Source organism: Kosakonia oryzae, from assembly GCF_001658025.2.
GTDB lineage: Bacteria > Pseudomonadota > Gammaproteobacteria > Enterobacterales > Enterobacteriaceae > Kosakonia > Kosakonia oryzae.
The window spans coordinates 1,232,420-1,258,041 of the sequence record NZ_CP014007.2; the positions used below are offsets into that span (position 1 = coordinate 1,232,420).

Here is a 25,622-nt window from a genome sequence, read left to right on the forward strand (position 1 = left end):
TTTCTACCCCGGTTTATATTGTTAACGATAAAGGTTCTCAATAATGAAGGTGTTTAAGACGTGATTTGGGCTGGTGGTAAATTATAATGAAGAGAGAGCTTTTTGTTGGGTTGACAATTCTTGCTGTTGTCTTCTTCGTAATGTCGATAATTTTATCCTTCCATATCTGGATTACCCGTACACAGACAATCAACGATCTTAATACTAACGTTTCGAATTTAAGCCATACTCTCAATCTTTATTCTGAGGGCGTTATCCGGCAAGGTGAGATGCTCATAGAGAATCTTTCGGACATAACGGAAATTTATGGCGAAGACACCAACCAGATTGTCAATATAAAGAAAATTCTTGCTGGTCAGGATGAATTGCTGGAGCAACTCAACAATGTTGTTATTTATGATGCTACTGGCAATAAACTCATCGCATTACATGAAAGGCTTTCTGGCCGCGCCAATAGCGCAGACCGTTTTTTCTTTGTCTATCATCAGAATAATACGTCCAAAAAAGTTTTTATTGGTCCTCCCGTCGTCAGCCGCACAAACGGGAAATGGGTGATAACCCTCAGTCGCCGGCTGGAAGATCACCAGGGCAGGTTTGCCGGTGTCGCCGTTCTCACCCTCAACATTGAAAATTTCCTTGAAACGTTTGGCAAGATCGATATTGGCCATTCTGGCGCTATTGCATTAACCAGCGAGTCCGGAGTATTGCTGATACGTTATCCTTTTGATGAAAAATATATTGGTCGGGTTATTTCCGACTCGCCGCTTTTTACAACATACCTGAAAAACAGTAATTCTGGCACCGCAAGAAGTATCTCTCGCTTTGACAAGATACAAAGGATGTATGCATTTCAAAAAAATAAACGATATGGCTTAGTCACCACTGTTGCCGTGAGTATCGACGAAGGCATGTTGTCCTGGAAAAAACAATCAGAAATTCTGATTGTGGTTGTTATCTTTCTGATGGGCGGCGTGATAACTTCCGGTTATTTTCTTCTGCGGGATATTCATCGGCGGGTGCGCGCCAGCCGTGAGCTGTCAAAAACCACTGAGTCACTCATGACAGCCAACAAGAAATTAAAGGCTATGGCGGCTGAAGATAGTTTAACCGGATTGGCGAACCGTCGAAAGTTCGATGAAACGTTGCCCCGCGAAATATTACAATGCGCCGTAAATAACCAGACCATATCCTTAATGCTTATTGATATAGATTACTTTAAGAAATATAACGATAATTACGGCCACTTAGCCGGCGATGACTGTTTACGCCAGGTTGCAACATCCCTGAAAAAAACAGTAGAAGACAGCTCGTCGCTGGTTGCCCGCTACGGCGGAGAAGAGTTTGTTGTTATTCTTCCTGCAACAGATTTGATTGCTGCAGAAAAGAGAGCTAAAGAAATCATTCACAGTATTTGTCAGGAAAATATCCCTCATGAATATAGCCCGTTCGGAATAGTGACCGTCAGCATTGGTATTGCTTCTGCCCCCGGTCCGGCGGCGAAAGGTAAGGAGACAACGCTTATCGAATGCGCTGATGATGCGCTTTATCATGCAAAATATGCCGGGCGTAATGGCTTTTTCTCCTCAACGCATCGGTTTTAAATGCAACTATTCCTGATTAACGCACGGCAGAGTATGGCTCGCTCTGCCGTGCTGATTATCAGAAGGAGGCGCGTTTATACGCCTTATAGCGCGCATCCCAGTAGATATTTTCGAGACGTGTTTTTAATTCCTCTTCACTCATCATTGGGCCGACCCCTTCCTGCTGACCGGCACAGGCTACCTGCAGGGCAATGGCTTTCGATACGGTTTCAATAATATCGACTGGCGGCAATAATCCCCCTTTCTCGGTATTCGCCAGCGGGGAGAACGCGGCAAGGGTTTTGCTGGCTACGCTCAACATGGTGTCGGTGACGCGCGTTAACTTGCCTGCCAGTACGCCCAGGCCTAACCCCGGGAAAATATACGCATTGTTGCACTGGGCTATTTCGTACGATTCATCCTGATAAAAGACCGGCTCAAAAGGGCTTCCCGTTGCAATGAGCGCGGCTCCTTGCGTCCATTCAATCAGATCCCGGGGCTGGGCTTCCGCGCGTGAAGTCGGGTTCGACAACGGCATGATAATGGGACGGGAACAGTGACGATGCATCTCCTTCACAATTTCTTCGCTAAAGAGACCAGGTTGCCCGGAAACGCCAATCAGTACGTTGGGATGAACATTGCGCACCACGTCCAGCAGAGACATATTCTCTGAATCGGTATCCCAGTCGGCGAGAAGGCGACGTGGCGTGACCAGTTTTTGCTGGAAATCCAGCAAATTAGGCATGTCATCTGTTAACAGGCCAAAGCGATCGATCATGAAAATGTTGTTGCGGGCTTCATCCGGTGTCAGGCCATCATCGACCATTAAGGCAATGATTTTTTCCGCGATGCCGCAGCCAGCGGAGCCGCTGCCGAGGAAAACCACGCGCAGATCGCGTAAGCGCATTCCCGCCGCCTGCGAAGCGGCAATCAGCGTGCCGGTGGTGACCGCGGCCGTTCCCTGAATATCATCATTAAAGCAGCACAGTTGGTGGCGGTAGCGGTTCAGAAGTTTGGTCGCATTTTTCTGGGCAAAATCTTCAAATTGCAGGAGGACATTTGGCCAGCGCGCTTTGACGGCCTCAACGAACATATCCATAAATTCGATATAGTCTTCGTCACTGATGCGCGGATGACGCCACCCCATATACAGCGGATTTTCAAGATGCTGGCTATTATTGGTCCCCACATCCAGCATGACAGGCAGCGTCGATGCCGGGTCGATTCCGCCGCACGCGGTATATAACGAAAGTTTGCCAATCGGAATGCCCATTCCTCCAATGCCCTGGTCGCCCAGACCGAGAATGCGTTCCCCGTCGGTAACCACAATTACGCGAATATCATTGCGTGAAAAACTTTGCAGCATTTCATCGATGCGGTGCCGGTCCGGCCATGAGATAAATAATCCCCTGGCGCGGCGATAAATCTCAGAAAAATGCTCACAGGCTTCACCCACCGTTGGGGTGTAAATAATCGGCAATGTTTCCTGCATATGACAGCGCAGAAGGTTATAAAAAAGCGTCTCGTTGGTGTCCTGAATATTGCGTAAGTAAACGTGGCGGGAAATGTCTTTTTTAAAATGACAAAATTGTTTCCATGCGCGTTCTGTTTGTTCTTCAATGGTTTCGACGTTATGCGGTAATAATCCATGCAGATTAAAGGCCAGACGTTCATCATCAGTGAATGCCAGCCCTTTATTAAGTAATGGGTTTTCCAGTAACACGGCGCCATTATAAGGCGTATAAAGCGTTTCTTTGCGTAACATTATTGCTGCTCCTGACTAAATAATAACGGCACGGCTGCCGATGTATCGGGGATAACGGAAAAGAGGTTCAAGAAATCAAATAGATCATCACGCCCTCAGTTAATACGCCGATCGCAGTGCCAATAAGAATGGAAGAGGATGCGGATTCGATATAGGTGTCGCTGCGCAGGGCGAACATGCCCGCAGCGATAGCCGAAGGTGTTGCGCCAATAATCACGACCTGCTGCATTAAGGTGTGGCTCAGGCCAAATGCCAGCCCGGCTACGGCCATCATGGCGGGTTGGATCAGATTTTTGATGCTGATATTGGTAAAGGTCTGGAGATTCAGCGACGGGCGCTCGCCGTAAAACAGCAGACCGAGGGCAAACAGCGACAGACCACCGGCAATTTTGCCAACCATCTCAATCGGCGCACTCAACAGATGCGGTAACTGCACGCCGGCCAGGCTCAGCACGACACCGGAAACGGGGATCCAGACAATCGGGTTACGCACCGCCCGCAGTAAATTCTGCATAATCAGTTTGCCCGGATGTAGCGTTGCAATGTCGCTATCTTTATCGCCCATGCGAATTAAGATAATGGTCAACGGAATCATTAAAACGCTGGTGACTAAGTTGCCAATAAGCACACCTAAAAACCCTTCCGGCCCAATCAAAACGGCCAGTACCGGCGCGCCAAAATAGGCCATGTCAGGAAAAGCGCAAACCAAAGACTGTATGGCACTGGTCTTGATGTCATGACGAAAAACGTAACGTGACAGGATCAGCGTCAGTAAATAAGAGCCCATCAGACCAATCACCAGCACAGCCATAAACGAGAAGTTTTTGATTTTGTCCGGGTTGGTGTTCAGGGCGCCGATAAAAAGATGAAAGGGTAATGCGAAGCGAATCACCACGGTTGCTAATACCGTGGCATCCTTACGATGCGTATACCCTAATTTTCCGCTTAGCCACCCTAGTAACATGATAAATACTAAAGGAAATAAAGATTGTAGGAGTAGTGAAGGCATAAAATGTCCTGTTTTTGTTTTAATTAAATAATTTCAGACAGAACTCTATCTAGCGTATTTACTTCCAAAGGTGATTAGAATCACACTTCGTATGTTTTAATTACTTTCAAAAAGAATACTTTAATTAAATGGAAAATTTGAGGTGCTAAGTTTATATTTTTATTGGAAGTATCTTATGCTGATATTCGCGCAATTATTTTATTTACGAATGGCCTGGTTAAGTTATTTAAATGTGAATTACTACGGCACTCACAAATTCAATAAGCAGTAACCATTGCTCACTTTACAGGCCGCAGATTATGTTATTTATTCAAACATAACTTCCTGGTGGCAATATTTATTTTGTTGGCTTTATTTTTTCAAGCATTTTATCCTATTACGAATAACCCCGCGGTTATTCCTGACCCACTGTTAATTATTAATAGCGAATCAGGTGAAAATAATGAAAGATAATCCTCTCTCTTCCTCTGTTGACGCATCCCCTGTGGGTGCACAAATTTCGCGCCTGCACGGGCTTGAAGTCGGCGCTGTACCCTTGCTGCTCTTTATCGGTATCGCTTCGATTGTCGCCATTTCCGCTATCGCAGGTTTATTGCCGAAAAACATGATTGGCGGCCTGGCGGTGATCATGACGCTTGGTTTTGCCTTTGCCAAAATAGGCCGTATGTTGCCGGTGCTGAAGGACGTCGGTGGGCCAGCCATATTGTGCCTGATGGTGCCCTCGGTACTGGTTTATTTTGGCCTGTTTGAAGCGCATACGTTAGCCACCGTCCATCTGCTGATGAAAGAAGCCAACCTGCTTTATTTTGTCATTGCCTGTCTGGTGGTTGGCAGCATTCTGGGTATGAACCGGGTGATCCTGATCCAGGGCATGATCCGCATGTTTGTCCCCCTGGTGGCCGGTACTGTGGTCGCGGTGCTCGCCGGGCTGCTGGTGGGAACATTATTTGGCTACACGCCGTATCACACCTTTTTCTTTATCATCGTGCCGATTATCGGCGGTGGCATCGGCGAAGGCATATTACCGCTGTCACTGGCCTATTCCGCCATTCTCGGGCAAACCCCGGATGTGTATGTTGCGCAACTGGCACCCGCGGCAGTGGTGGGCAATATCTTTGCCATTATCTGCGCTGGCGTGCTGGCGCGTATAGGAATGCGCCGTCCGTCCCTGACCGGCAACGGTATGCTGATCCGCAGTGATGAGGATAACCGCGTCTTCGCACAGACGCAGGAGGCGCAGCATACCGATTTTCAACTTATGGGCGGCGGGTTGTTGATGATATGCGCCTTTTTTATCGTCGGCGGGTTATTTGAAAAACTGGTGCATATTCCTGGCCCGGTGCTGATGATCCTGATTGCCGTGCTGTGCAAGTACGCTCAGGTGATCCCAAAATCCATGGAGCAGGGCGCGCACAGTTGCTATAAGTTTGTTTCCGCAGCCTTGGTCTGGCCGCTGATGATTGGCCTCGGCATGCTTTATGTGCCGCTGGAAAGCGTGGTCGCGGTGTTCTCTGTCGGCTACGTTATTGTGTGCGGCTCCATCGTCATTGCTATGGCGCTCAGCGGTTATTTCATTGCCACAAAGTTAAATATGTATCCGGTCGAGGCGGCGATCGTGACCAGTTGCCATAGTGGCCTCGGCGGTACGGGCGATGTGGCGATCCTCTCAGCATCCAACAGAATGGCATTGATGCCCTTCGCGCAAATCGCCACCCGCATTGGTGGTGCTTCAACGGTCATTTTTGCCACCTTGTTATTAAGCTGGCTCGTCTAAACCACAGGTCCGCAGTTCGGCTGCGGGCGCATCGGATTACGACGATAACGCACGTTATCTAAGGGATCAGGCGAAAAAGAAGGGTTGTAAGGAAAGGGCAAAAAAAACCGCCCGGGGAGGGCGGTCTTTGGATTCGGCTGAAAAGCGCGAATTAACGCAGCAGAGACAGTACGTTCTGCGGAACCTGGTTAGCCTGTGCCAGTACAGAAGTACCTGCAGACTGCAGAATGTTCGCACGGCTCATTTCAGAAACTTCAGAAGCGAAGTCAGCATCCAGGATACGTGAACGGGATTCAGACAGGTTGTTAACGGTGTTGTTCAGGTTGCTGATTACAGAATCGAAACGGTTCTGTACCGCACCCAGACCAGAACGCAGTTCGTCAACCTGAGCCAGCGCTTCGTCGATTTTGGTCAGCGGATCCTGAGTTGCCTGAGCGGTAGAAACAGCTTTACCGGAATCAGTCATGGTCCAGGTGCTTTCGTCGATAGTCGCTTTGGTCAGGTTACCGTTGGTGTCTTCGATGTAGTAGTTACCTTCGCCATCTTCCAGAATGTTACCGGTGATAGCGGTAGTATCAACAGCCTGATCTTTCATGATGTCTTTGCCCGCCAGGCTACCTACTTCGGTCACACCCGTAGCAGCAGTGGTAGAGTCAAAAGTAATTTCACCGGTGGTGGTGTCAGTAGTCGCTGCATACAAGTTAGCACCGACTTTTGCATAGACATTACCATCGTCACCTTCAACGATATCGTCGATAGCAGTTACCGCGGTAGTACCGTTGCTGTCGGTAAAGTTAGTAACGTCATAATCCAGACCAGAGTCAACCTGTGCGTTACCAGAGAACGCGGTCAGGCTCGCTTTGTCAACGCCGTTAGCAATGCTGAAGTCGTCCATACCCAGAGTAGAAGAGTCCATCTGGTTCAGCTGGATATCGATAGTCTGGCCGTCGTTAGAACCCACCTGGATAGACAGAGTCTGATCTTTGCTCAGTACTTTCACGCCGTTGAACTCAGTCTGTTCAGAGATACGGTTGATCTCGTCCAGACGTGCGTTGATTTCGTCCTGGATGGACTGACGGTCAGAATCAGAGTTGGTGCCGTTCTGCGCCTGTACAGACAGACGACGGATGTTCTGCAGGTTATCGTTGATTTCGTTCAGCGCGCCTTCAGTCGTCTGTGCGATAGAGATACCGTCGTTGGCGTTACGGGAAGCCTGGCTCAGACCGTTGATGTTCGCGGTGAAGCGGTTAGAAATTGCCTGACCTGCTGCATCGTCTTTCGCGCTGTTAATACGCAGACCAGAAGACAGACGCTCAATAGCGGTACCCAGAGAGCTCTGAGATTTATTCAGGTTGTTCTGTGCAACGAGGCTGAGGGCGTTAGTGTTAATAACCTGGGACATGTTTATTCCTTAATACTCTATAGTTCACATGGATTATGGTTATGCGTAAGTTGTCTCGCATACTAAATAAATCGGCCCTTCAAAAAAGGACTAAAATTTTTTGCGGCGGAAAGATTTATTGCGTACCAGGTTGGAATTTCAGGAAACAATGACTTAGCTATTTTTTAGCTGTTATTTCAGCCGATTCTGATATTGAAGATATGAATTGCGCGCACAATTGACGTTATATTACCTTATCAATTTAGTAAATTTTCCCTGCATCACTGAGTTTTTCCTTTCTTCTATATAGTGCCTTTATTAAATATTCATCTTTTTATTTCCCAGGCCGATTGGTTAATAGAATTCACTCAACAAAATGACCTTTCCGACCGGAGACGACATGGGAATATCATCATTAGGTGTAGGTACTGGCGGGATCGATACGGCATCGATGCTGGAACAGCTTAAGGCCGGTGAGCAATCGCGTTTAACACCCTATACCAAGTTACAGAACAGCTATAAGTCGCAGATTTCAGCATGGGGGAAGATCTCCAGCCTGCTGTCGAATCTGCAAAAAAGCGTTACCACCATGGGTTCTGATGCATTTAATAAAATGAACGTCAGCGCTAATGAAGCCTTTACTGCCGTTGCAGGCAGCGGCGCGCAGGCGGACAGCCATTCGGTGACCATTTCACAGCTCGCCACGGCACATAAATTGAAAACGCAGCCGGAAGCCAGCGCAGATGACATGCTGGGTGAAACCACCGGCGGCAGCCGCACCGTGACCATCACGCAGAATGACGGCAAGACCATGGAAGTGGAGCTGGCGGATGATGAAACCTCGCTGAACCAGATTGCCAAAGCGATCAATAAAGAGAAGGGTGATGTTACCGCTTCCGTACAGCGTACCGATGATGGCTATCAGCTGGTCCTGAGTTCGAAAAAGACCGGTTCCGATGGCGAAATGACCGTCAGCGTTGATGGTGATAATACGCTGGCAGGCGTGCTGAACACTTCCGGCGGCGGCCAGCATGTGAATGATGACGGCTCTGTGGTGGCTGATGGCGGCGCAAACGACAATATGATCGCCGTTTCCGATGCCCAGGATGCCAAACTGCGCGTCGATGGTTCTGACTATACCCGCTCCAGCAACAACATCAGCGACATCATTGACGGCGTGACGCTGAACCTGAAAAAAGTGTCGGAAAACGGCGAAGCTGAGCAGTTGACGCTGACCTCGGATACCTCGGCCATCAAAACCAGCCTGCAGGATTTTGTTAAGCAATACAATGCATTGCTTACCGAGACTACCGCTGACAGCAAATATGTCGCGGCGGATACCTCCAACCTGGGCGATGAAGAAGTGGCGACGCAAAACTCCGGCAGCGGCTCGCTGGTGGGGGATTCCACGCTGCGCAGCCTGGTCAGCCAGGTGCGTTCCACCGTCAATGGCGTCTACGGCGATGCCGGGGCGGATTACGGCTCGCTGGCAGATTTAGGCATCAAGATTGATTCGGCAACCGGTCAGATGACGCTGGATGAAGACACGCTGGATGAAGCAATTGCTGATAATCCGGAGCAAATCAGCCTGATGTTCTCCGGCCGCGGCGACAGCGAAGGGCTCTCTTCGGCGCTGGGCTCCATCATTACCAGCTTCGTTGGTGATTCGAAGACCAAAACGGACGGTTTGATTAAAACCACCACCGATAGCCTGGAGTCGCAAACTAAAATTGCGCAAACCCAGATCGATAAGACGCAGAAACTGATTGACGCACAGGTCGAACGTTACCGTGTGCAGTTCCAGAACCTCGACACCATGATGTCGAATCTGAACAACATGAGCAGTCAGTTAACGTCATTGCTTTCAACCCTCTAATTTTTCATGGCGCAGGCCCGTCGCGGCCTGCCAACAGGAGTGACAAACATGTATGCAGCACAGGGGAGCCAGGCGTATGCGCAGGTGGGTCTTCAAAGTAAGCTCTCTGGCGCCACGCCGCACCAGTTAATTTCCATGCTGTTCGACGGTGCGCACAGCGCGATTCTGCAAGCCAATATCTATTTTGAGAATGGCAATGTCGCCAAGCGCGGCAAAATGATCTCTAAAGCGATCAATATTATTGATAACGGTTTACGCGCCGCGCTCGATCACGAAAAGGGTGTACATATTGCCGCAGAGCTGGAGCAAATGTACGAATATATGTCGCGGACATTATTAGAAGCGAATCTGCGTAACGAGCCGGAGAAATTAAAGCACGTCGATGAGCTGTTAATGAAACTGGCGATGACATGGAAAGAGATCGAACCAACACAGCGTCGGGTGAATTATGGGTGAAGTGCTGCCAAAAATTATCGCTGAATTATACGAGATGAATTTAACGCTGCTGGATATGGCAGCGAAAGAAGAATGGGACCTGCTTGTCGAAATAGCCGCTGGCTATATGCTGAAAAAGCAGGACATTATGGAAGTCAGCGCCGATGAGCTATCTGCTGCGGAAAGAGAAAACCTGAAAATGGTATTAAAGCAGATGGTGGAAAATGAGGGTGAAATAACCCGGAAATTGCAGGCGCGTCTTCATGTTCTAAAACAGAATCTGTCCTCAATACATCGTGGAAACACGCTCAGTAAGCTTTACTCCCGTCAGCAAACCTCTTCAATACATTAAACAAATAAGGCCATCAGTAAGTGACTTACTGATGGCCTTAGCCTTCTTTTTTTAGCGGTAGTTAACGATTAACTGTTGGTTGACCACATTCAGGGCGGGTCGTAACGGGCCGCGCTTATTCACCGTGTAAATAAAGCGAAATTCACCCGTTGCGGAGAGCGGAAAAGTGATGCTGCGTTGCCCGGCCAGGGAAGGCAACCGTAAGCAGCGATCGCGACGGCACAGTTTGATTTCCAGCCCTGGCGGCGGCGGAGCCAGCAGCGTAATACGCCATGAAATACGGGTAACCTTTGCCGATGCCGGGATGGCAGAAGGCGAGCTTAACGCTCGCCCACGTACTATTTGCTTGCCGGTGCGGGTGCTGCCACCCGCTGCCGTATCGCTCCAGGAACCGCCGGAAGGTGCGGCACCGGCCGGCAAGGCCAGCGCCATGCCCAGAATAACGGCTGCGGGCATCATGACTGGGTACCGATCACGGTGGTCATTTGCACCGTTTTGTTGCTGCTGATTTCCAGCGTTGACATCACGGCCAGTTGCGGGAAGGCGCGGCGCAGGAAGCGTGAAATCATCAGGCGCAGCCCCGGATTCACCAGCAGTACCGGCGAAATACCCAGAGCTTGCTGGTCGGTGATGGCGCGTTCGGCCTGCTTCATCAAGTTGTCGGCAATACCCGGTTCGATCGCGCTGCCGTTCTGGCGAGCCTGAATCAACAGTTTTTCCAGCGTGGTATCCAGACCAATCACCTTGATGTCGTTATCCGTGCGGAACCACTGTGCCGTAATGGCGCGGCCCAAACGGATGCGCACCTGCGCGGTCAGTTCGTCCGGATCGTTTTGTAGCGGAACATGTTCAGCCAACGTATCGATAATGGTGCGCATGTCGCGGATAGAGACCCGCTCGGCCAGCAGATTCTGCAATACCTTGTGGAACAGCGTCAGGGAGATCACGCCCGGGATCAGATCTTCCACCAGCTTCGGCATCTCTTTATTAATGCGCTCCAGCAGTTGCTGCGTCTCCTGGCGGCTGAACAGCTCTTCCGTATTCAGCGAGATCACGTGGTTAAGATGCGTGGCGATAACGGAACCCGGATCGACCACGGTATAGCCCTGAATCTGCGCCTGCTCGCGGAAGACTTCATCGATCCAGCATGCCGGCAGACCAAACGCCGGATCTTCGCACGGCGTACCCGGCAATTCCCCTTCGGCGTAGCCTGGGTTGATCGCCATCCAGCGTTCCGGCTCGATCTCGCCGCGGCCAATCTCAACGCCTTTCAGCAGAATACGGTACTCGCCTGGCGCCAGATCGAGGTTGTCGCGAATATGGATCGGCGGCGGCAGGAAGCCCATATCCTGGGCAAATTTCTTACGGATACCGCGCACGCGGATCAGCAACTGCCCATCCTGCGCGCTGTCCACCAGCGGGATCAGGCGATAACCGACTTCCAGCCCCAGTACATCTTCCATTTCCACATCGGCCCACGAAGCTTCCGCAGAGGCCTGATCGTTGGCAGCCTGCGCGGCTTTATCATGATCTTCACGCGCGGCGTTGCGGACAGGCGCTTTCATTTGGCGACCGCGCATCCACCATGCCAGCCCCAGCAGAACGGCGGTAAACAGCAGGAAGACAAAGTTCGGCATCCCCGGGATAAGCCCCAGCAGACCAATCACCGCAGCGGAAAGCAGCATCACTTTCGGGTTGTTAAACAACTGCCCGACCATCTGCTCGCCGATATCCTGCTCGTTGGACACGCGGGTTACGATAACACCGGCAGCGGTAGAGATAATCAGCGCCGGGATCTGGGCAACAAGGCCGTCACCGATAGTCAGCAGGGTGTAGGTTTCACCGGCTTCGCCGACGCTCAGACCATGCTGAAGCACGCCGATGGCCAGCCCGCCGATGACGTTAATCGCCATAATCAGCAGCCCGGCGATGGCATCCCCACGCACGAATTTACTGGCACCGTCCATTGAACCGTAGAAATCGGACTCCTGCGTCACTTCATTACGACGGCGTTTCGCTTCGGCTTCACCAATCAGCCCGGCGTTGAGATCGGCATCAATCGCCATCTGTTTGCCCGGCATGCCATCCAGCACAAAGCGCGCGCCCACTTCGGCGATACGTCCGGCACCCTTGGTAATCACCATAAAGTTAATGATGATCAGAATGGCGAAGACCACGATACCGATGGCAAAGTTACCGCCCACCAGGAAGTGGCCGAACGCTTCCACCACGCGTCCGGCCGCGGCCGCACCGGTGTGTCCTTCCATCAAAATGATACGCGTAGAGGCGATGTTCAGCGCCAGGCGTAGTAGGGTGGAGAACAGCAACACGGTGGGAAACGCAGAAAATTCGAGGGTTTGCTGCGTAAACATCGCCACCAACAAAATCATCAGTGACAGCACGATATTGAAGGTAAACAGCGTATCCAGCAGGAATGCCGGCAGCGGCAGTACCATCATCGCCAGAATCAGCATGATCAGCACCGGGCCGGCCAGAATTTGCCACTGTGTCTCTTTAAATGCGGGTAAACGTAATTTACTGGCGATACTGGCCATTAGTTTCTCTCATTTGCAAAATCCATCGACTCAGGAACCGGAAGATCCCTGGGCTGTACAGGCGGAACTCCGCCAGAGGTGCGCCACCGCCGCAGGCCGTAGACCCAGGCGAGAACTTCTGCGACAGCGCTATAAAGCTCGCCGGGGATCTGTTCGCCAATCTCACAGTGGCGATACAGAGCGCGGGCAAGCGGCGGCGCTTCAAGCATCGGAATGCGATGCGCAGCGCCCAGTTCACGAATTTTTAATGCAACTTCGCCCGCGCCTTTCGCCAGTACCGTTGGCGCACTCATCCCGCCTTCTTTGTAAGAGAGCGCGACGGAGTAGTGCGTCGGGTTGTTGACGATGACATCGGCTTTCGGTACGTCCGTCATCATGCGATTACGGGCGGCAGCGCGTTGCATCTGCTTAATGCGCCCCTTAACGTGCGGGTCGCCTTCCTGCTGTTTGAACTCGTCGCGGATCTCCTGACGGCTCATGCGCAGTTTTTTCAGGTTGCTGGTGATCTGGTAAAACACGTCGTAACCCATTACCGGCAGCAGGAAGAAGATCACCATCAGCAGGCAGTCAAAAATCATGCCGATGGCGCCGCTCACTGCGGTCGGGAATGAGGCGTTAACCAGTTGAATAAAGTGCGGTCGGTTGTTGTAGACGTACAACGCAAACCCGCAACCGGCCAGCGCAACTTTCAGGCAACCTTTCAACATCTCTGACAGCACCTGCGCCGAGAACATGCGTTGCAGCCCTTTCATCGGCGACATACGCGCCAGGTCCACTTTCAGCGACTTGCCGCTGAAGTTCACGCCGCCCAGCAGCATGGGAGAGAGCAGCCCGGTGATGAATAACCCCAGCAAAATCGGCAGCAGCCCGCTGGCCATCATCGAGAACAGGTAGCTGGCCTGCTGCAACATGGAGCGGGGATCCGTCACCGGCAGCCTGTTCAGCATCAGTCCGCTGTGCAGGATCTGCATCAGGGTATGGGCAAAATGTTGCCCCCCGGATAACATCAGCGCCCACCCGGCCAACAACATCAGCAGCGAACTCAGCTCTTTCGAACGCGGAATTTGCCCCTCTTCACGCGCTTTTTGTTTTCGGTGGGGTGTGGGTTCTTCGGTTTTTTCTACATCACTTTCTTCGGACATATTCTCTGCCGCTGGCCTCCCGTTAGTGCCTCAACCCGGTGGGTGAGACGGTCATCAGAAACCCAGGCTATCGAGCAGGTCATCGACCTGATCCTGGCTGGCGACGACGCCGGTTTTGTTCTGGTCGATTTGCGGGCCGTTCATCAGCGTCGTATCAACCTCTTTCAGACCGCTGACGTTCTCCGGCAGATACTCCAGCAGCACTAGAATCAGCTCTTTCTCGACGCTCTCGATAAGCGACATCATGCCGCGAATCACCTGGCCGGTAAGATCCTGGAAATCCTGCGCCATCATGATTTCCATCAGTTGGTCATTGGTATTACGCGCAAGGCCCGGCGTTCTGGCGAGGAAGCTGCGGGTATCCGCCACCAGTTCGCGCGCATCGGCTAATTCCACCGGCGCGGCAAACCAGCCGTCCCAGCGAGCGGCCAGTTGCTCCGCGCGTTCGCCCAGCTCGTCCTGTAAAGGACGCGCCTGCTCGACGCTGGTCAGTACGCGCTCGGCGGCCTCGGCGGTTTTACCGACGACATAATCCAGACGTTCACGCGCATCCGGGATGGCTTCTGCCGCTTCGGCAATGGTGCGATCCAGCCCAAGATCAACCAGGCTGTCGCGTAACAGACGGGCCAGGTGGCCAACGCGCGAAAAGAGATTTTTAAAATCGTCTGTCGATTGTGTTTGTGCCATCTTGTCCATCGCTTACCACCCAAGCTTTTCAAAAATTTTGTTGAGCTTCTCTTCCAGCGTCGCCGCCGTGAAAGGTTTCACGACATAGCCGCTGGCACCCGCCTGGGCGGCGGCAATAATGTTTTCTTTCTTGGCTTCAGCGGTGACCATTAACACGGGCATTTTGCTGAAAGCGGCATCGTTACGGATTTCCGTCAGCAGTTGTAAGCCATCCATGTTGGGCATATTCCAATCGCTGATGACGAAGTCGAAAGTGGAGGCGCGCAGTTTGTTCAGCGCATCCAGGCCATCTTCTGCCTCTTCGACATTATTGAACCCTAAATCTTTCAAGAGGTTGCGAACAATGCGGCGCATCGTGGAGAAATCATCGACCACTAAAAAGCGCAAATTGGTATCTGCCATAATTTTTTATTTCCAGGTTAAGTCATTGAACGAAGAGGGAAACCAGTGCTCAGACTCTGCGAGCCCGCGAGACAGCATGGTTGAGAAGTTGCTGGCTAATCTGGTCGAGGTCGGCGATATCGCAGGCGCCGCCAAGGGCAATTGCTTCTCGCGGCATGCCGAATACCACGCAGGTTCGCTCGCTCTGGGCGACGGTCCACGCGCCCGCCTGGCGCATCGCCAGTAACCCTGCGGCACCATCGTGGCCCATACCGGTGAGGATGGCGCCAAGGGCATTTTTACCGGCGCAGCGTGCGACAGAGTGGAATAACGCATCCACTGACGGACGGTGGCGGTTAATGGGCAGGCCGTTGTTCAGCGCAATCTGGTAGTTCGCGCCGCTGCGCTTCAGCTCCATGTGAAACCCGCCCGGCGCAATGTACGCATGGCCTGGCTGCACGCGCTCGCCTTCGGTCGCTTCACTCACGGCAATCTGGCACAAGTTGTTCAGGCGGTCGGCAAATGAACGGGTAAATCCTGGCGGCATGTGTTGGGCGATAACGATGCCCGGGCAACCCTGCGGCATCGACATCAGGATCTGGCGCAGCGCTTCGGTGCCACCCGTTGATGAGCCAATCGCAATGATCTTATCGCTGCCTGCGCGCGGTGCCTGAATCACTCGCGGTGCGGTCGGTTGCCCTTCGCGGCGACGAACCTGCGCTTTGGCCGCCATACGAATTTTGTCGGCAATCATCTCGCTGTATTGCCCCATCCCGTCATGCAGCCCCATCGACGGCTTGGTAATAAAATCCACCGCCCCCAGTTCCAGCGCGTTCAGCGTAATATCGGAGCCTTTACTGGTTAATGACGAGAGCATCACCACCGGCATCGGACGCAGGCGCATCAGACGATCGAGAAACTCCAGCCCGTCCATGCGTGGCATTTCGACATCCAGCGTCAGCACATCCGGGTTGTGTTGTTTGATCAGATCGCGGGCGATAATCGGATCCGGCGCCGCCGCGACCATCTCCATATCCGGTTGCTCATTGACCATCTGCGTCAGTATCCTGCGCATCAGAGACGAATCATCAATGCACAACACCTTAATCTTGTTCATAATTTTTACTCTGCGATGCGGTAGACGGATTGGCCAAGCAGACGGAATGGGCTGTTAGCGCTGCTAACATGTTCCGAGTGCCCCAGAAACAACAAACCATCGGGTTTGAGCATTTTTGCGAAGCGCATGACCAGTTTTTCCTGCGTTTTATGATCGAAATAAATCATCACGTTACGGCAGAAAATGGCGTCAAAATTGCCCTGGATGTTCCACTGCGGATCGATCAGGTTTAGCTGGCGGAATTGAACGGCATTGCGTAATCCATCTTTGATTTTCACCAGATCTTTCTGTGTACCGGTGCCGCGCAGGAACCAGGTTTTCTTCTGCTGTTCGCTCAGGCTGTCGATATCCGCCAGGCGGTAAACGCCCTGGCCGGCCTTTTCCAGCACATCGGTATCAATATCGGTTGCCAGCACGCGCGGGCCGGTAATGCTGCGGCCCAGCGTCTCTTCCAGCGTCATGGCGATGGACCACGGTTCTTCACCGGTTGAGGCACCCGCACACCACACGTTGTACATACCGCCTCTGGCCTGCGCGTGGCGCGCCAGAATCGGAAAGTGGTACGCCTCGCGAAAAAAAGAGGTCAAATTGGTGGTCAATGCATTAATAAAAACTTGCCATTCATCACTCTCCGGATTAGCGACCAGCAGATTGATGTAATCGGTAAATCCCTTTAGTTCCAGCACGCGGATGCGTCGTGACAGGCGGTTATAAACCATGTCGCGTTTTTGCGGAGTAAGAACAATGCCTGCACGTTGATATATCAGCGCGCTGATTCTTTCTATTTCATTGTGCGTAAGTTGTTTCTGACCAGGCTGATTGGATTCGGTTGCGGGGTTCATAGTGTTCCAGTTATTTAGCATAATAAGCGGTAGTACCCCTGCCGGATTTTCAGCGATGCTCAGGTACGCAGCAAAATAATCAGTTATTAATGAGATGAAACGAAATGGTTAATTCATTTCGGGGTTATTAAGATAATGGCCGATATTAAACCGGCATGTTCATTATTTCCTGATAGGCATTAACAAGTTTATTTCTTGCCTGCACACCAATATTTAATGCCAGCGAAGATTCCTGCATGGAAACCATGACGTCGTTCAAACCAATGCCTTCAACGCCTGACAGATAGCCTTCCGCCTGGTTTTTGGCATGGTTTTGCATCTGGCTAATTGAATTTACGCTGTTAAATAAAATATCTGAGAAGGATGGATGATTCTCAGTGGTTTTAGCAGAAGCAAATGGATTCAGCGAAGACGCGCCGTTAATTTGACGGGTCTGGCTTTGCATCTGCTCCAGTATGCTGCTGCTCATATTTATTGACATAACAAACACCTTTCTATTAATTGCGGCAATCCTAACATGTGGTCAGACAACAACATAATGTGAAAAGCCGACACAAGTTTCAGCTTATCACCACTTAAGAAACATCGCATTTTGTAGATAATACGCAACCAGGAAATATCCTGCGGAATAACGATTTACGACTTTATTACATACGCGAAACGCTGAGCAGCTATAGGGTTTCATTTATATAGCCTCCTTTCACTGTCACAGGAAATTGGCATGCTTGCCACGAACAACGGTAATAAAAAGAAAGGCATCGATGATATTAAGACGATGCTTGAAAATATCTGGCGTAATCCCAGAATCATTTTTTTCATCGCTGCTGCGGCGGCTATTTCTGTTGTGATTGCATTGATGTTCTGGGCGAAAGAGCCGGACTTCCGCATCTTATACAACAACATCAGCGAGCAGGACGGCGGCGAGATCGTCACGCAACTGACGCAGATGCAGATACCTTATCGTTTTGCCGAGCATGACGGTTCGATTCAGGTTCCGGCGGACAAAGTCTATGAGGTGCGCCTGAAGCTGGCGCAGCAGGGGCTGCCAAAAGGCGGTTCTGTTGGCTTTGAACTGCTGGATCAGGAAAAGTTTGGTATCAGCCAGTTTAACGAACAGGTTAACTTCCAGCGCGCGCTGGAGGGCGAGCTGTCACGCACTATCGAGACGTTAGGTCCGGTGCGTACCGCGCGCGTTCATCTGGCCATGCCGAAGCCGTCGCTGTTTGTGCACGATAAAAAGCAGCCGTCTGCGTCCGTAACGTTGAATCTGCTCAATGGCCGTACGCTGGATGCCGGGCAGGTCAGCGCGATCACCTTCATGATCTCCAGCGCGGTACCGGGGCTGAATGCCGATCGCGTCACTATCGTCGATCAAAGCGGACATCTGATGACGCAGAGTGGCGAACAGGCCACGCAAACCACGCAGTTGAAATATACCCGCAAAGTGGAATCCGAATATGAGAACCGTATTCAGGCGATCCTTGCGCCGATTGTCGGTGCGCAGAATGTCAGAACGCAGGTCACGGCGCAGATTGATTTTACTCAGCATGAGCAAACTGCCGAGCAGTACCAGCCTAACAGTCGGCCTGAGAACATGGCCATCCGCAGCCGTCAGAGCAGCAGCGCGGAGCAGGGCGGTAAAAACAGCGTCGGCGGCGTTCCGGGGGCGTTAAGCAATGAGCCGCCTGCGGCGGTTACCGCACCGATCGACCAGCCAGCCAATGGCAAGGGCGAGACAACGACCACCACGCCTTACAACAAGCAGAACGATGAAACTACCAACTACGAGCTGGATAAAACGCTAACGCACATCAAGCGTAATACCGGCACGGTGCAGCGCCTCTCTGTCGCGGTAGTGGTGAATTACGTGGCGGATGGCAAAGGTAAAACCACCGCATTGACCAAAGAGCAGCTTGATCAGGTGAATGGTCTGGTCAAAGAGGTGATGGGTTATTCCGACAAACGTGGCGATACCCTCAACGTCGTCAATACCCCGTTCACCGATGTCGATACGGAAGCCCCCGTACCGCTGTGGAAACAACCTGACTTCATTAAGTTGCTGCTGTCCGGCGCACGTTACCTCTTTGTGGCGCTGATTGCCTGGATCCTGTGGCGTAAAGCGGTTCAACCGTTCTGGATCAAGCATCAGGAGCTGCTGCTGCATCGTCTGGAGTTGGAAAAAGAAGCTCGTCAGGCGGAGATGGAAGCACAGCAACGTCAGAAACAGCACCACGAGACTGCAAAAGCACAGCAGCGCATGGAGACCGAACAAGAAACCCAGCACCTGCGTAAGATCGCCGAGCAGGAGCCGCAGATTATCGCGCTGGTTATTCGCCAGTGGCTGAATAAGGAAAAGAAATCATCATGAATGCCGCCGAGAAAAGCGCTGTCCTCATGCTAACGCTCGGTGACGAGCGGGCTGCGGAAGTCTTTAAGCACCTTAACACTCACGAAGTGACGATGATCAGTAGCGCCATGGTCTCCATGGGCAGCTTCACCCATGAACAGCTTTCGTCCGTGGTCCGCGATTTCCGTCGCGACTCCGGCGAGTACGCTGCGCTGGATGTTAACACCAATGAATACCTGCGTAGCGTGCTGGTGAAAGCGCTGGGCGAAGAGCGTGCCAATGCGCTGCTGGAAGATTTGCTCGATTCGTCAGATGGCAGCAACGGGATTGAGACGCTCAACTTTATGGAACCGCAGATGGTCTTCGATCTCATCCGTGATGAGCATCCGCAGATCATCGCCACCATCCTTGTTCACCTGAAACGCGGCCAGGCGGCCGATGTACTGGCGAACTTCGATGAGCGTGAACGTAACGACATTATGCTGCGTATCGCCACGTTTGGCGGCGTACAGCCGGTTGCGTTGCAGGAACTGACCGAAGTACTCAACTCGCTGTTGCACGGTCAGCATATCAAGCGCAACAAGATGGGTGGTGTTCGTCCTGCGGCGGAGATCCTCAACCTGATGAAATCGCACCAGGAAGATGCGGCCATTGCCGCTGTGCGCGAATTCGACCAGGAGCTGGCGCAGAAAATTATCGACGAAATGTTCCTGTTCGAAAATCTCGTCGATATGGAAGACCGCAGTATTCAGCGCATCTTGCAGGATATCGATGGTGAATCGCTGATTGTGGCGCTGAAAGGCGTTGACGATGAACTGCGCGACAAGTTCTTCCGCAATATGTCGAAACGTCAGGCCGATATCATGCGCGACGATCTGGCTTCCCGCGGACCGGTGCGTATGTCGCAGGTCGAAACGGAACAGAAAAACATTCTGCTGGTGGTGCGTCGTCTTGCCGAGAGCGGCGAGATTGTGATCGGTGGAGGCGACGATGCCTATGTCTAATACGCAATGGATGGCGTGGAAACCGGAAAACCTTCTGCACGATGAGAGCAGCGTAGAGCCTGAATTCCGCCCGACGACCGCCGCAACGGATCCGGCAACAGAAGCCGCCATGCAGGTTGAGTTATCCCGTCTTCGCCAGCAGGCCGAGAAGAAAGGTTATGCCCAGGGGCAGACGCGCGGTATCGAAGAGGGCAAAGCGCAGGGCTATGAAGAAGGGTTCCAGCAGGGCCTGCAAGAGGGCATTGCGCAGGGGCTGGCCGGACAGCAACAGCGTCAGCAGGAGCAGTTGGCGCAGTTTGCGCAACTGATTGATAATTTTAACATTACTCTCGATAGCCTCGACAGCGTGATGACCGCGCGTCTGGTGCAGGTGGCCTTAATGGCGACGCGCAGCATGCTGGGTGAAAGCGCGCTGACGGCGAATGCGCACCAGTGGTTGATGACGCGTATTCAGCAACTGTTGAATGAAGAGAGCTTACGGCAGGGCAGTGTGAAGCTGTGGGTCAGCGATAAAGAGCCGGAAAGCGTGTTACAGCAACTGAAAACTATTGTTGAGCCGCGCGGCTGGGAACTCTGTCTCGATGCACAGATGTTGCCTGGCGGCTGCCGGATCTCCACCGACAGCGGCGATCTCGATGCCAGCGTGGAAACCCGCTGGAATACGCTCTGTACCTTGAGCCGCGAGGGCATCTCCTTATGACGGCGCGGCTGAAAACATGGCTGGATGGCATTGCACGCGCTGAAGAGCGCATGTCAGCGCTGCCGCCGTATCGCCAGTATGGCCGCCTGACGCGGGCTACCGGGCTGGTGATGGAAGCGGTTGGGCTGAAGCTGCCCATCGGTACGTTGTGCATTGTCGAACGTGACAGCGATGAGGGTGTGCAGCGCGTCGAGAGTGAAGTGGTCGGCTTTAGCGGCGACGTGCTCTATCTGATGCCGCTGGAAAACGTGGAAGGCGTACTGCCGGGCGCGCGCGTCTATGCGCACGGCGGCGATACCAAAGGCAAACTTTTACCGCTGGGGCCGGAGCTGCTCGGACGCGTGCTGGATGCCAGCGCTCGTCCGCTGGATGGCCTGCCTGCGCCGGGCTCTTCCGAAAGAGGCCCGCTGTTTACCGCGCCGTTTAACCCGCTGCAACGCGATCCGATTAAAACCGTGCTGGATGTCGGCGTGCGGGCGATCAACGGCCTGCTGACCGTCGGTCGCGGCCAGCGAATGGGGCTGTTTGCCGGTTCCGGGGTCGGCAAGAGCGTGCTGCTCGGCATGATGGCGCGCTTTACCAAAGCGGATGTCATCGTGGTTGGGCTGATTGGCGAGCGTGGCCGCGAAGTCAAAGACTTCATCGAAAATATCCTCGGCAAAGAGGGGCTTAAGCGCTCGGTCGTTATCGCTGCGCCAGCGGATGTCTCGCCGATCCTGCGTATGCAGGGCGCAGTATACGCAACGCGTATTGCGGAGGATTTTCGCGATCGCGGGCTGGATGTGCTGTTGATTATGGATTCACTCACCCGCTACGCGATGGCGCAGCGTGAGATTGCCCTCGCCATTGGTGAACCGCCTGCTACCAAAGGTTATCCGCCTTCTGTTTTTGCGAAATTACCGGCACTGGTGGAACGCGCCGGGAACGGCACGCAGGGCGGCGGCTCGATCACTGCGTTCTATACGGTGTTAACCGAAGGCGACGATCAGCAGGATCCGATTGCCGACTCTGCCCGTGCGATCCTCGATGGTCACGTGGTGCTGTCGCGCCGTCTGGCGGAGTCGGGACACTATCCGGCGATTGATATTGAAGCCTCCATCAGCCGTGCGATGACCGAATTGATTGAACCGGGACACTATAAAAAAGTGCAACGTTTCAAACAGATGCTCTCTGCTTATCAGCGCAACCGCGATCTGATTAGCGTGGGCGCTTATGCCGCAGGCAGCGATCCGCTGCTGGATCAGGCGATTGTGCAGTACCCCAAAATGCAGGATTTCCTCTGCCAGGGGATACATGAGTCCAGCGAATATGAGGCGTCATATAACGCGCTCTCTACGCTCTTTCCAGAATAAGGCAGGAACGAATGGCAAAACCGGGTCCGATGGATCACCTTCGCGAGTTAGCAGAAAAAAAACTGAATGATACGGCAATCAGGCTGGGCAGCGCGCAGCAGAACTTCGTACAGGAAACCTCTCGCCTGGAGCAGCTCCACACCTACGCGCACGAGTACCGTCAGCAGTTGCAGGATTCTGTTCGTACCAGCAGTGTTTCGATTCTTAGCTTGCAGACGCAACAGAATTTTCTCGCTTCGCTGGATGGTGTGGTGGCGCAGCAGGTGAAACGCGTTTCCGCCAGTCAGCACAAGGTCGACAGTGAGAAAGATGCCTGGAAACAGGATAAGCGGCGTTTGAATGCCTTCCAGACACTGAAAGATCGTGCCGACGAGCAGCAATTATTAAAAGAGAACCGGCTGGAGCAAAAAATGATGGATGAATTTGCTCGCCGGGCAGCCAGCCAGAGGCAGTTATAAAATGATTATTCAACAACCTGTTACCTCCGCCAGCGGGAATAACGGACAACAATCGGCGTCGATTTCTGCACCGCAGGATGATCGCTTCTCGACGGAGCTGAAAAAGAAGCTCTCCGCTGACAAACCGCAACAGGCGGATGAAAAAGCTCCCCAGCCGCAGGAGATCAAAAAGAAGCCTGGAACAAAAGAGCTGAAGCTGGCTGATTTGCAGGGGGATACCGCGCAACTGAATCCGCTACCGGCCGCGATCGCGCCGGATAACACGTTGCCGTTACCGCCAGTGGTGCCGGTGACGCTGCCGCAGGAATTGTTGCCTCAGGATCCTGCCCTGCAAGCGGGCCAGCAAGAGATTTCAGCCGTGCAGGATCCTGCTGCGCTGGTCGCCGCAGCTCCGGGCAGTGAGCTGAGCGGCGAGATGTCGGCGGATATCCCACAAAGCAGTGCCACGTTGCTGAGCGACGCACTACCGAAACTTCCACCGCAGGAGAGCGGCGTGTCGCCGCTGGCGACGGCGTTGCACATTACCAAACCGGCAGCCGCAAAAACGGCTGAGGTGCCGGTTGAGAAACCGGTAACGGCGGAGAGCGCAGAGGCGGCGAAAACCGCTGAGGCTGCCGCACAGCCGGTTGTCAGCAGCGAAAATGTCGCCGCGAAACCGCACTCTGCCTTAACGGCGGAGCCGATTCAGTACGCGCATCCCGCCCACGTCAGTACGCCTGTCAGCCAGCCGGTGACGGCGGTGCCGGGCGACAAAGTGGTTACCGGCGCGCTGCAAGCTGAAGTGGGAACACCCGCCTGGCAGCAATCACTGGGCCAGCAGATTGCGGTATTCACCCGTGATGGCGTTCATCATGCGGAGCTGCGTCTGCATCCTGAGGATCTGGGATCGTTGCAGATTAGCCTGCGTTTAAATAACGATCAGGCGCAACTGCACTTTGTCACCGGCGATCATCAGGTGCGTGCCGCGCTGGAGTCCGCGATGCCGCATCTGCGCACGCAACTGCAGGAGTCCGGCATTCAGCTTGGGCAGAGCAGCGTTGGCGCCGAAAGCTTCTCTTCGACCGGCGATGCGCCATCGGGTGAGCATTCCGGGCAAGGAAAATCTGAGAAAGAGTCGTCCGAAATGACGGTTTCTGCGGCAGAAGAGCGCATTTCAACACCGCGTACGCTGATATATTCCAGCGGAATCAATACTTTTGCCTGATATTATTGCCTTAAATAGTAAGTTACTGGCAATAATTTGAGCTTATCAATGAATTGTACTTAGTGGGTGCTGTATTACTATATTTGCATCCCATCAAGTCCGGCAAATTGCTGAATCTTGATTTATTTTTACAGAGCTAATCATTACATGTCGAAAAAGAAATTATCTGCTAACGGCGGAAAGCGTTCTCTGCTGCTGACTCTGCTCACCTTATTAATTGCCGTTGGTATCTGTGCGGTTGCTACATATTCTTACATTGAAATTAAAAAGCTGAATTCACAGCTCGCCAATATGAAAGGCCAAAATGAATCAGCGGTACACGAAGAAAATATTGTTCCGGTCTATGAAGATCTCGAAGCTTTTACCGTCAGCCTGAAACCAGATAGCCACGGCGACGATCGGGTTCTGTATATTGGTTTGACCTTGCGCTTGCAGGACGATAAATCGAAAGCCGTTCTCGTTGAAAATCTTCCGGATGTACGTAGTCGTTTGCTGGTGCTTTTTTCTCAGCAGTCAGCCGAAGATCTTATCAGTGATGACGCAAAGAAAAAACTTTCTGAAAAAATAATGGCTGTGGTGAGTGAACCACTGTCAGGAAAAAAACGCGTGATGGTAAAAAGCGTATTGTTTAATGCATTTATCTTACGGTAGTGACTATGTCTGATAGCCTTTTATCTCAGGATGAAATTGATAACCTGCTGAATGGTGGCCCTAATGCTGGCAACAGTAGCATCGAGGCTATGTCATCATTAACCGCAGCCGATAATATTAAACCTTATGATCCTAATACGCAGCGCCGCGTTATTCGTGAACGTCTGCACTCTTTAGAGATTATTAACGAACGATTTGCCCGCCAGTTTCGTATCGGGTTATTTAACATTCTCCGTCGTGGCCCGGATGTCACCGTCGGGAATATCAAGATTCAGCCTTACCATGAATTTGCGCGTAATTTGCCGGTAATGACCAACCTGAATCTGATGAACATGCATCCGCTGCGCGGTACGGCACTGTTTGTCTTCTCGCCGAACCTGGTGTTCATGGCGGTGGATAACCTGTTTGGCGGCGATGGCCGTTTCCCGACTAAAGCCGATGGCCGCGAGTTTACGCCGACAGAACAGCGCATTATCCAGCGCATGCTGGCGATGGCGCAGGAAGCGTACGATTACGCCTGGCGTTCGATTTACAAAATCAAAACGGAATATGTGCGTTCGGAATTGCAGGTGAAGTTTACCAATATTACCTCTTCGCCGAACGATATTGTGGTCACCACGCCTTTCCATGTTGATATTGGTTCGCACAGTGGTGAATTACAAATTTGTATGCCGTTCAGCATTATTGAACCGCTGCGCGAATTATTAACTAATCCGCCGCTGGAAAACTCGCAGCAGGAAAATAATCAGTGGCGCAGTTCACTGGCGACGCAGGTGCGGGATACCGAACTGGAACTCGTGGTTAAATTTGCCGAAATATCGACTCGTCTTTCCAGAATTATGAGTCTGAAACCACAAGATATTATTCCTCTGGATAAACCAGAAGATGTCGGTGGTTTTGTTAATGATGTCCCTGTTATGTCAGGTAAATATGGCTTTGCCAATAATCAATATGCCATCCGGGTCGAATCTCTGATGGATTCAACATTATCAGCGTTTAAGAAGGAGTGA

Annotated in this window: 24 protein-coding genes; 13 read left to right on the plus strand and 11 right to left on the minus strand. The window is 52.3% G+C overall.

Going from position 1 to position 25,622, the window contains the following annotated elements:
- Positions 1–86 precede the first annotated feature (86 nt).
- Positions 87–1,601, plus strand: a complete 1,515-nt coding sequence (locus AWR26_RS06010; protein WP_064564308.1) for a sensor domain-containing diguanylate cyclase — start codon at positions 87–89, stop codon at positions 1,599–1,601.
- Between the two features lie 58 nt (positions 1,602–1,659).
- Here the strand turns inward: AWR26_RS06010 and AWR26_RS06015 are convergent, their stop codons facing one another.
- Positions 1,660–3,345 (minus strand): NAD-dependent malic enzyme, encoded by a 1,686-nt coding sequence (locus tag AWR26_RS06015; protein WP_064564310.1) that lies wholly within the window; start codon positions 3,343–3,345, stop codon positions 1,660–1,662.
- A gap of 67 nt (positions 3,346–3,412) precedes the next feature.
- Complete coding sequence (locus tag AWR26_RS06020; RefSeq protein ID WP_064564312.1) at positions 3,413–4,354, minus strand: AEC family transporter; 942 nt, start codon at positions 4,352–4,354, stop codon at positions 3,413–3,415.
- A gap of 442 nt (positions 4,355–4,796) precedes the next feature.
- On the opposite strand from AWR26_RS06020, the gene AWR26_RS06025 reads away from it, so the two are divergent.
- Entirely contained in the window at positions 4,797–6,128 is a 1,332-nt protein-coding gene (locus AWR26_RS06025; protein WP_064564314.1) for a 2-hydroxycarboxylate transporter family protein, read from the plus strand.
- 151 nt (positions 6,129–6,279) lie between these two features.
- On the opposite strand, the gene AWR26_RS06030 is transcribed toward AWR26_RS06025, so the two are convergent.
- Complete coding sequence (locus tag AWR26_RS06030; protein ID WP_064564316.1) at positions 6,280–7,530, minus strand: FliC/FljB family flagellin; 1,251 nt, start codon at positions 7,528–7,530, stop codon at positions 6,280–6,282.
- Positions 7,531–7,909: 379 nt separating this feature from the next.
- Here AWR26_RS06030 and fliD point away from each other — a divergent pair, with 379 nt between their 5' ends.
- From fliD to fliT, 3 genes are read left to right on the plus strand one after another with little or no spacing between them, the layout of a single operon-like run.
- Entirely contained in the window at positions 7,910–9,385 is a 1,476-nt protein-coding gene (gene fliD / locus AWR26_RS06035) for a flagellar filament capping protein FliD (protein WP_064564317.1), read from the plus strand.
- 48 nt (positions 9,386–9,433) lie between these two features.
- Positions 9,434–9,841, plus strand: coding sequence for a flagellar export chaperone FliS (fliS, locus tag AWR26_RS06040; RefSeq protein WP_064564319.1), 408 nt, complete (start codon positions 9,434–9,436; stop codon positions 9,839–9,841).
- Complete coding sequence (gene fliT / locus AWR26_RS06045; protein WP_064564321.1) at positions 9,834–10,172, plus strand: flagellar protein FliT; 339 nt, start codon at positions 9,834–9,836, stop codon at positions 10,170–10,172. The genes fliS and fliT overlap by 8 nt, the downstream gene beginning before the upstream one ends.
- A gap of 51 nt (positions 10,173–10,223) precedes the next feature.
- Here fliT and AWR26_RS06050 read toward each other — a convergent pair whose 3' ends face one another.
- The 8 genes from AWR26_RS06050 to fliE all read right to left on the minus strand — a co-directional run bounded on the left by AWR26_RS06050 (position 10,224) and on the right by fliE (position 17,377).
- A complete protein-coding gene (locus tag AWR26_RS06050) occupies positions 10,224–10,631 on the minus strand; it encodes a flagellar protein FlhE (protein WP_064564323.1) in 408 nt (135 codons plus the stop codon).
- Positions 10,628–12,727, minus strand: coding sequence for a flagellar biosynthesis protein FlhA (gene flhA, locus AWR26_RS06055; RefSeq protein ID WP_064564325.1), 2,100 nt, complete (start codon positions 12,725–12,727; stop codon positions 10,628–10,630). Before flhA ends, AWR26_RS06050 begins: the two co-directional genes overlap by 4 nt.
- The gene (gene flhB, locus AWR26_RS06060) at positions 12,727–13,869 is read right to left on the minus strand and encodes a flagellar biosynthesis protein FlhB (RefSeq protein ID WP_064564327.1); all 1,143 of its coding nucleotides are present in this window, start codon (positions 13,867–13,869) and stop codon (positions 12,727–12,729) included. Before flhB ends, flhA begins: the two co-directional genes overlap by 1 nt.
- A gap of 54 nt (positions 13,870–13,923) precedes the next feature.
- Positions 13,924–14,565: a protein phosphatase CheZ gene (gene cheZ / locus AWR26_RS06065; RefSeq protein ID WP_064564329.1), complete on the minus strand. Its 642-nt coding sequence runs from the start codon at positions 14,563–14,565 to the stop codon at positions 13,924–13,926.
- A gap of 3 nt (positions 14,566–14,568) precedes the next feature.
- Positions 14,569–14,958 carry a chemotaxis response regulator CheY gene (gene cheY / locus AWR26_RS06070; RefSeq protein WP_064564331.1) on the minus strand — a complete coding sequence of 130 codons (390 nt, stop codon included), beginning with the start codon at positions 14,956–14,958 and terminating at the stop codon, positions 14,569–14,571.
- A 49-nt stretch (positions 14,959–15,007) separates the two neighbouring features.
- On the minus strand, positions 15,008–16,054 hold the full coding sequence (locus AWR26_RS06075) for a protein-glutamate methylesterase/protein-glutamine glutaminase (protein ID WP_064564333.1): 1,047 nt from the start codon (positions 16,052–16,054) through the stop codon (positions 15,008–15,010).
- A 5-nt stretch (positions 16,055–16,059) separates the two neighbouring features.
- Positions 16,060–16,896, minus strand: a complete 837-nt coding sequence (locus AWR26_RS06080; protein ID WP_064564335.1) for a CheR family methyltransferase — start codon at positions 16,894–16,896, stop codon at positions 16,060–16,062.
- Positions 16,897–17,041: 145 nt separating this feature from the next.
- A complete protein-coding gene (fliE, locus tag AWR26_RS06085; protein ID WP_082934078.1) occupies positions 17,042–17,377 on the minus strand; it encodes a flagellar hook-basal body complex protein FliE in 336 nt (111 codons plus the stop codon).
- A 240-nt stretch (positions 17,378–17,617) separates the two neighbouring features.
- Between fliE and fliF the strand changes: the two genes are divergently transcribed.
- The 8 genes from fliF to fliM all read left to right on the plus strand — a co-directional run bounded on the left by fliF (position 17,618) and on the right by fliM (position 25,622).
- Positions 17,618–19,264 (plus strand): flagellar basal-body MS-ring/collar protein FliF, encoded by a 1,647-nt coding sequence (fliF, locus tag AWR26_RS06090; RefSeq protein ID WP_064564337.1) that lies wholly within the window; start codon positions 17,618–17,620, stop codon positions 19,262–19,264.
- Positions 19,261–20,247, plus strand: a complete 987-nt coding sequence (gene fliG / locus AWR26_RS06095) for a flagellar motor switch protein FliG (RefSeq protein ID WP_043952589.1) — start codon at positions 19,261–19,263, stop codon at positions 20,245–20,247. Before fliF ends, fliG begins: the two co-directional genes overlap by 4 nt.
- Complete coding sequence (locus AWR26_RS06100; protein ID WP_082934079.1) at positions 20,240–20,947, plus strand: flagellar assembly protein FliH; 708 nt, start codon at positions 20,240–20,242, stop codon at positions 20,945–20,947. The genes fliG and AWR26_RS06100 overlap by 8 nt, the downstream gene beginning before the upstream one ends.
- Positions 20,944–22,299 carry a flagellar protein export ATPase FliI gene (gene fliI, locus AWR26_RS06105; RefSeq protein WP_064564339.1) on the plus strand — a complete coding sequence of 452 codons (1,356 nt, stop codon included), beginning with the start codon at positions 20,944–20,946 and terminating at the stop codon, positions 22,297–22,299. The genes AWR26_RS06100 and fliI overlap by 4 nt, the downstream gene beginning before the upstream one ends.
- Positions 22,300–22,310: 11 nt before the next feature.
- On the plus strand, positions 22,311–22,757 hold the full coding sequence (gene fliJ / locus AWR26_RS06110; RefSeq protein ID WP_064564341.1) for a flagellar export protein FliJ: 447 nt from the start codon (positions 22,311–22,313) through the stop codon (positions 22,755–22,757).
- 1 nt (position 22,758) lies between these two features.
- On the plus strand, positions 22,759–23,961 hold the full coding sequence (locus AWR26_RS06115; protein ID WP_064564343.1) for a flagellar hook-length control protein FliK: 1,203 nt from the start codon (positions 22,759–22,761) through the stop codon (positions 23,959–23,961).
- Positions 23,962–24,108: 147 nt separating this feature from the next.
- A complete protein-coding gene (locus AWR26_RS06120; protein WP_064564345.1) occupies positions 24,109–24,612 on the plus strand; it encodes a flagellar basal body-associated FliL family protein in 504 nt (167 codons plus the stop codon).
- A gap of 5 nt (positions 24,613–24,617) precedes the next feature.
- Positions 24,618–25,622 (plus strand): flagellar motor switch protein FliM, encoded by a 1,005-nt coding sequence (fliM, locus tag AWR26_RS06125; protein ID WP_035888299.1) that lies wholly within the window; start codon positions 24,618–24,620, stop codon positions 25,620–25,622.

Excerpts from the sequence above, each read along its gene's own strand:
- AWR26_RS06015 (WP_064564310.1), bottom strand. The coding sequence starts at position 3,345 with ATGTTACGCAAAGAAACGCTTTATACGCCTTATAATGGCGCCGTGTTA.
- AWR26_RS06020 (WP_064564312.1), bottom strand. The coding sequence starts at position 4,354 with ATGCCTTCACTACTCCTACAATCTTTATTTCCTTTAGTATTTATCATG.
- fliG (WP_043952589.1), top strand. The coding sequence starts at position 19,261 with ATGAATGCCGCCGAGAAAAGCGCTGTCCTCATGCTAACGCTCGGTGAC.
- fliT (WP_064564321.1), top strand. The coding sequence starts at position 9,834 with ATGGGTGAAGTGCTGCCAAAAATTATCGCTGAATTATACGAGATGAAT.
- AWR26_RS06120 (WP_064564345.1), top strand. The coding sequence starts at position 24,109 with ATGTCGAAAAAGAAATTATCTGCTAACGGCGGAAAGCGTTCTCTGCTG.
- fliD (WP_064564317.1), top strand. The coding sequence starts at position 7,910 with ATGGGAATATCATCATTAGGTGTAGGTACTGGCGGGATCGATACGGCA.
- AWR26_RS06080 (WP_064564335.1), bottom strand. The coding sequence starts at position 16,896 with ATGAACCCCGCAACCGAATCCAATCAGCCTGGTCAGAAACAACTTACG.
- fliS (WP_064564319.1), top strand. The coding sequence starts at position 9,434 with ATGTATGCAGCACAGGGGAGCCAGGCGTATGCGCAGGTGGGTCTTCAA.
- fliI (WP_064564339.1), top strand. The coding sequence starts at position 20,944 with ATGACGGCGCGGCTGAAAACATGGCTGGATGGCATTGCACGCGCTGAA.
- fliE (WP_082934078.1), bottom strand. The coding sequence starts at position 17,377 with ATGTCAATAAATATGAGCAGCAGCATACTGGAGCAGATGCAAAGCCAG.
- flhB (WP_064564327.1), bottom strand. The coding sequence starts at position 13,869 with ATGTCCGAAGAAAGTGATGTAGAAAAAACCGAAGAACCCACACCCCAC.
- AWR26_RS06075 (WP_064564333.1), bottom strand. The coding sequence starts at position 16,054 with ATGAACAAGATTAAGGTGTTGTGCATTGATGATTCGTCTCTGATGCGC.
- AWR26_RS06115 (WP_064564343.1), top strand. The coding sequence starts at position 22,759 with ATGATTATTCAACAACCTGTTACCTCCGCCAGCGGGAATAACGGACAA.
- AWR26_RS06010 (WP_064564308.1), top strand. The coding sequence starts at position 87 with ATGAAGAGAGAGCTTTTTGTTGGGTTGACAATTCTTGCTGTTGTCTTC.
- cheY (WP_064564331.1), bottom strand. The coding sequence starts at position 14,958 with ATGGCAGATACCAATTTGCGCTTTTTAGTGGTCGATGATTTCTCCACG.
- fliF (WP_064564337.1), top strand. The coding sequence starts at position 17,618 with ATGCTTGCCACGAACAACGGTAATAAAAAGAAAGGCATCGATGATATT.
- cheZ (WP_064564329.1), bottom strand. The coding sequence starts at position 14,565 with ATGGACAAGATGGCACAAACACAATCGACAGACGATTTTAAAAATCTC.
- fliJ (WP_064564341.1), top strand. The coding sequence starts at position 22,311 with ATGGCAAAACCGGGTCCGATGGATCACCTTCGCGAGTTAGCAGAAAAA.
- fliM (WP_035888299.1), top strand. The coding sequence starts at position 24,618 with ATGTCTGATAGCCTTTTATCTCAGGATGAAATTGATAACCTGCTGAAT.
- flhA (WP_064564325.1), bottom strand. The coding sequence starts at position 12,727 with ATGGCCAGTATCGCCAGTAAATTACGTTTACCCGCATTTAAAGAGACA.
- AWR26_RS06050 (WP_064564323.1), bottom strand. The coding sequence starts at position 10,631 with ATGATGCCCGCAGCCGTTATTCTGGGCATGGCGCTGGCCTTGCCGGCC.
- AWR26_RS06100 (WP_082934079.1), top strand. The coding sequence starts at position 20,240 with ATGTCTAATACGCAATGGATGGCGTGGAAACCGGAAAACCTTCTGCAC.
- AWR26_RS06025 (WP_064564314.1), top strand. The coding sequence starts at position 4,797 with ATGAAAGATAATCCTCTCTCTTCCTCTGTTGACGCATCCCCTGTGGGT.
- AWR26_RS06030 (WP_064564316.1), bottom strand. The coding sequence starts at position 7,530 with ATGTCCCAGGTTATTAACACTAACGCCCTCAGCCTCGTTGCACAGAAC.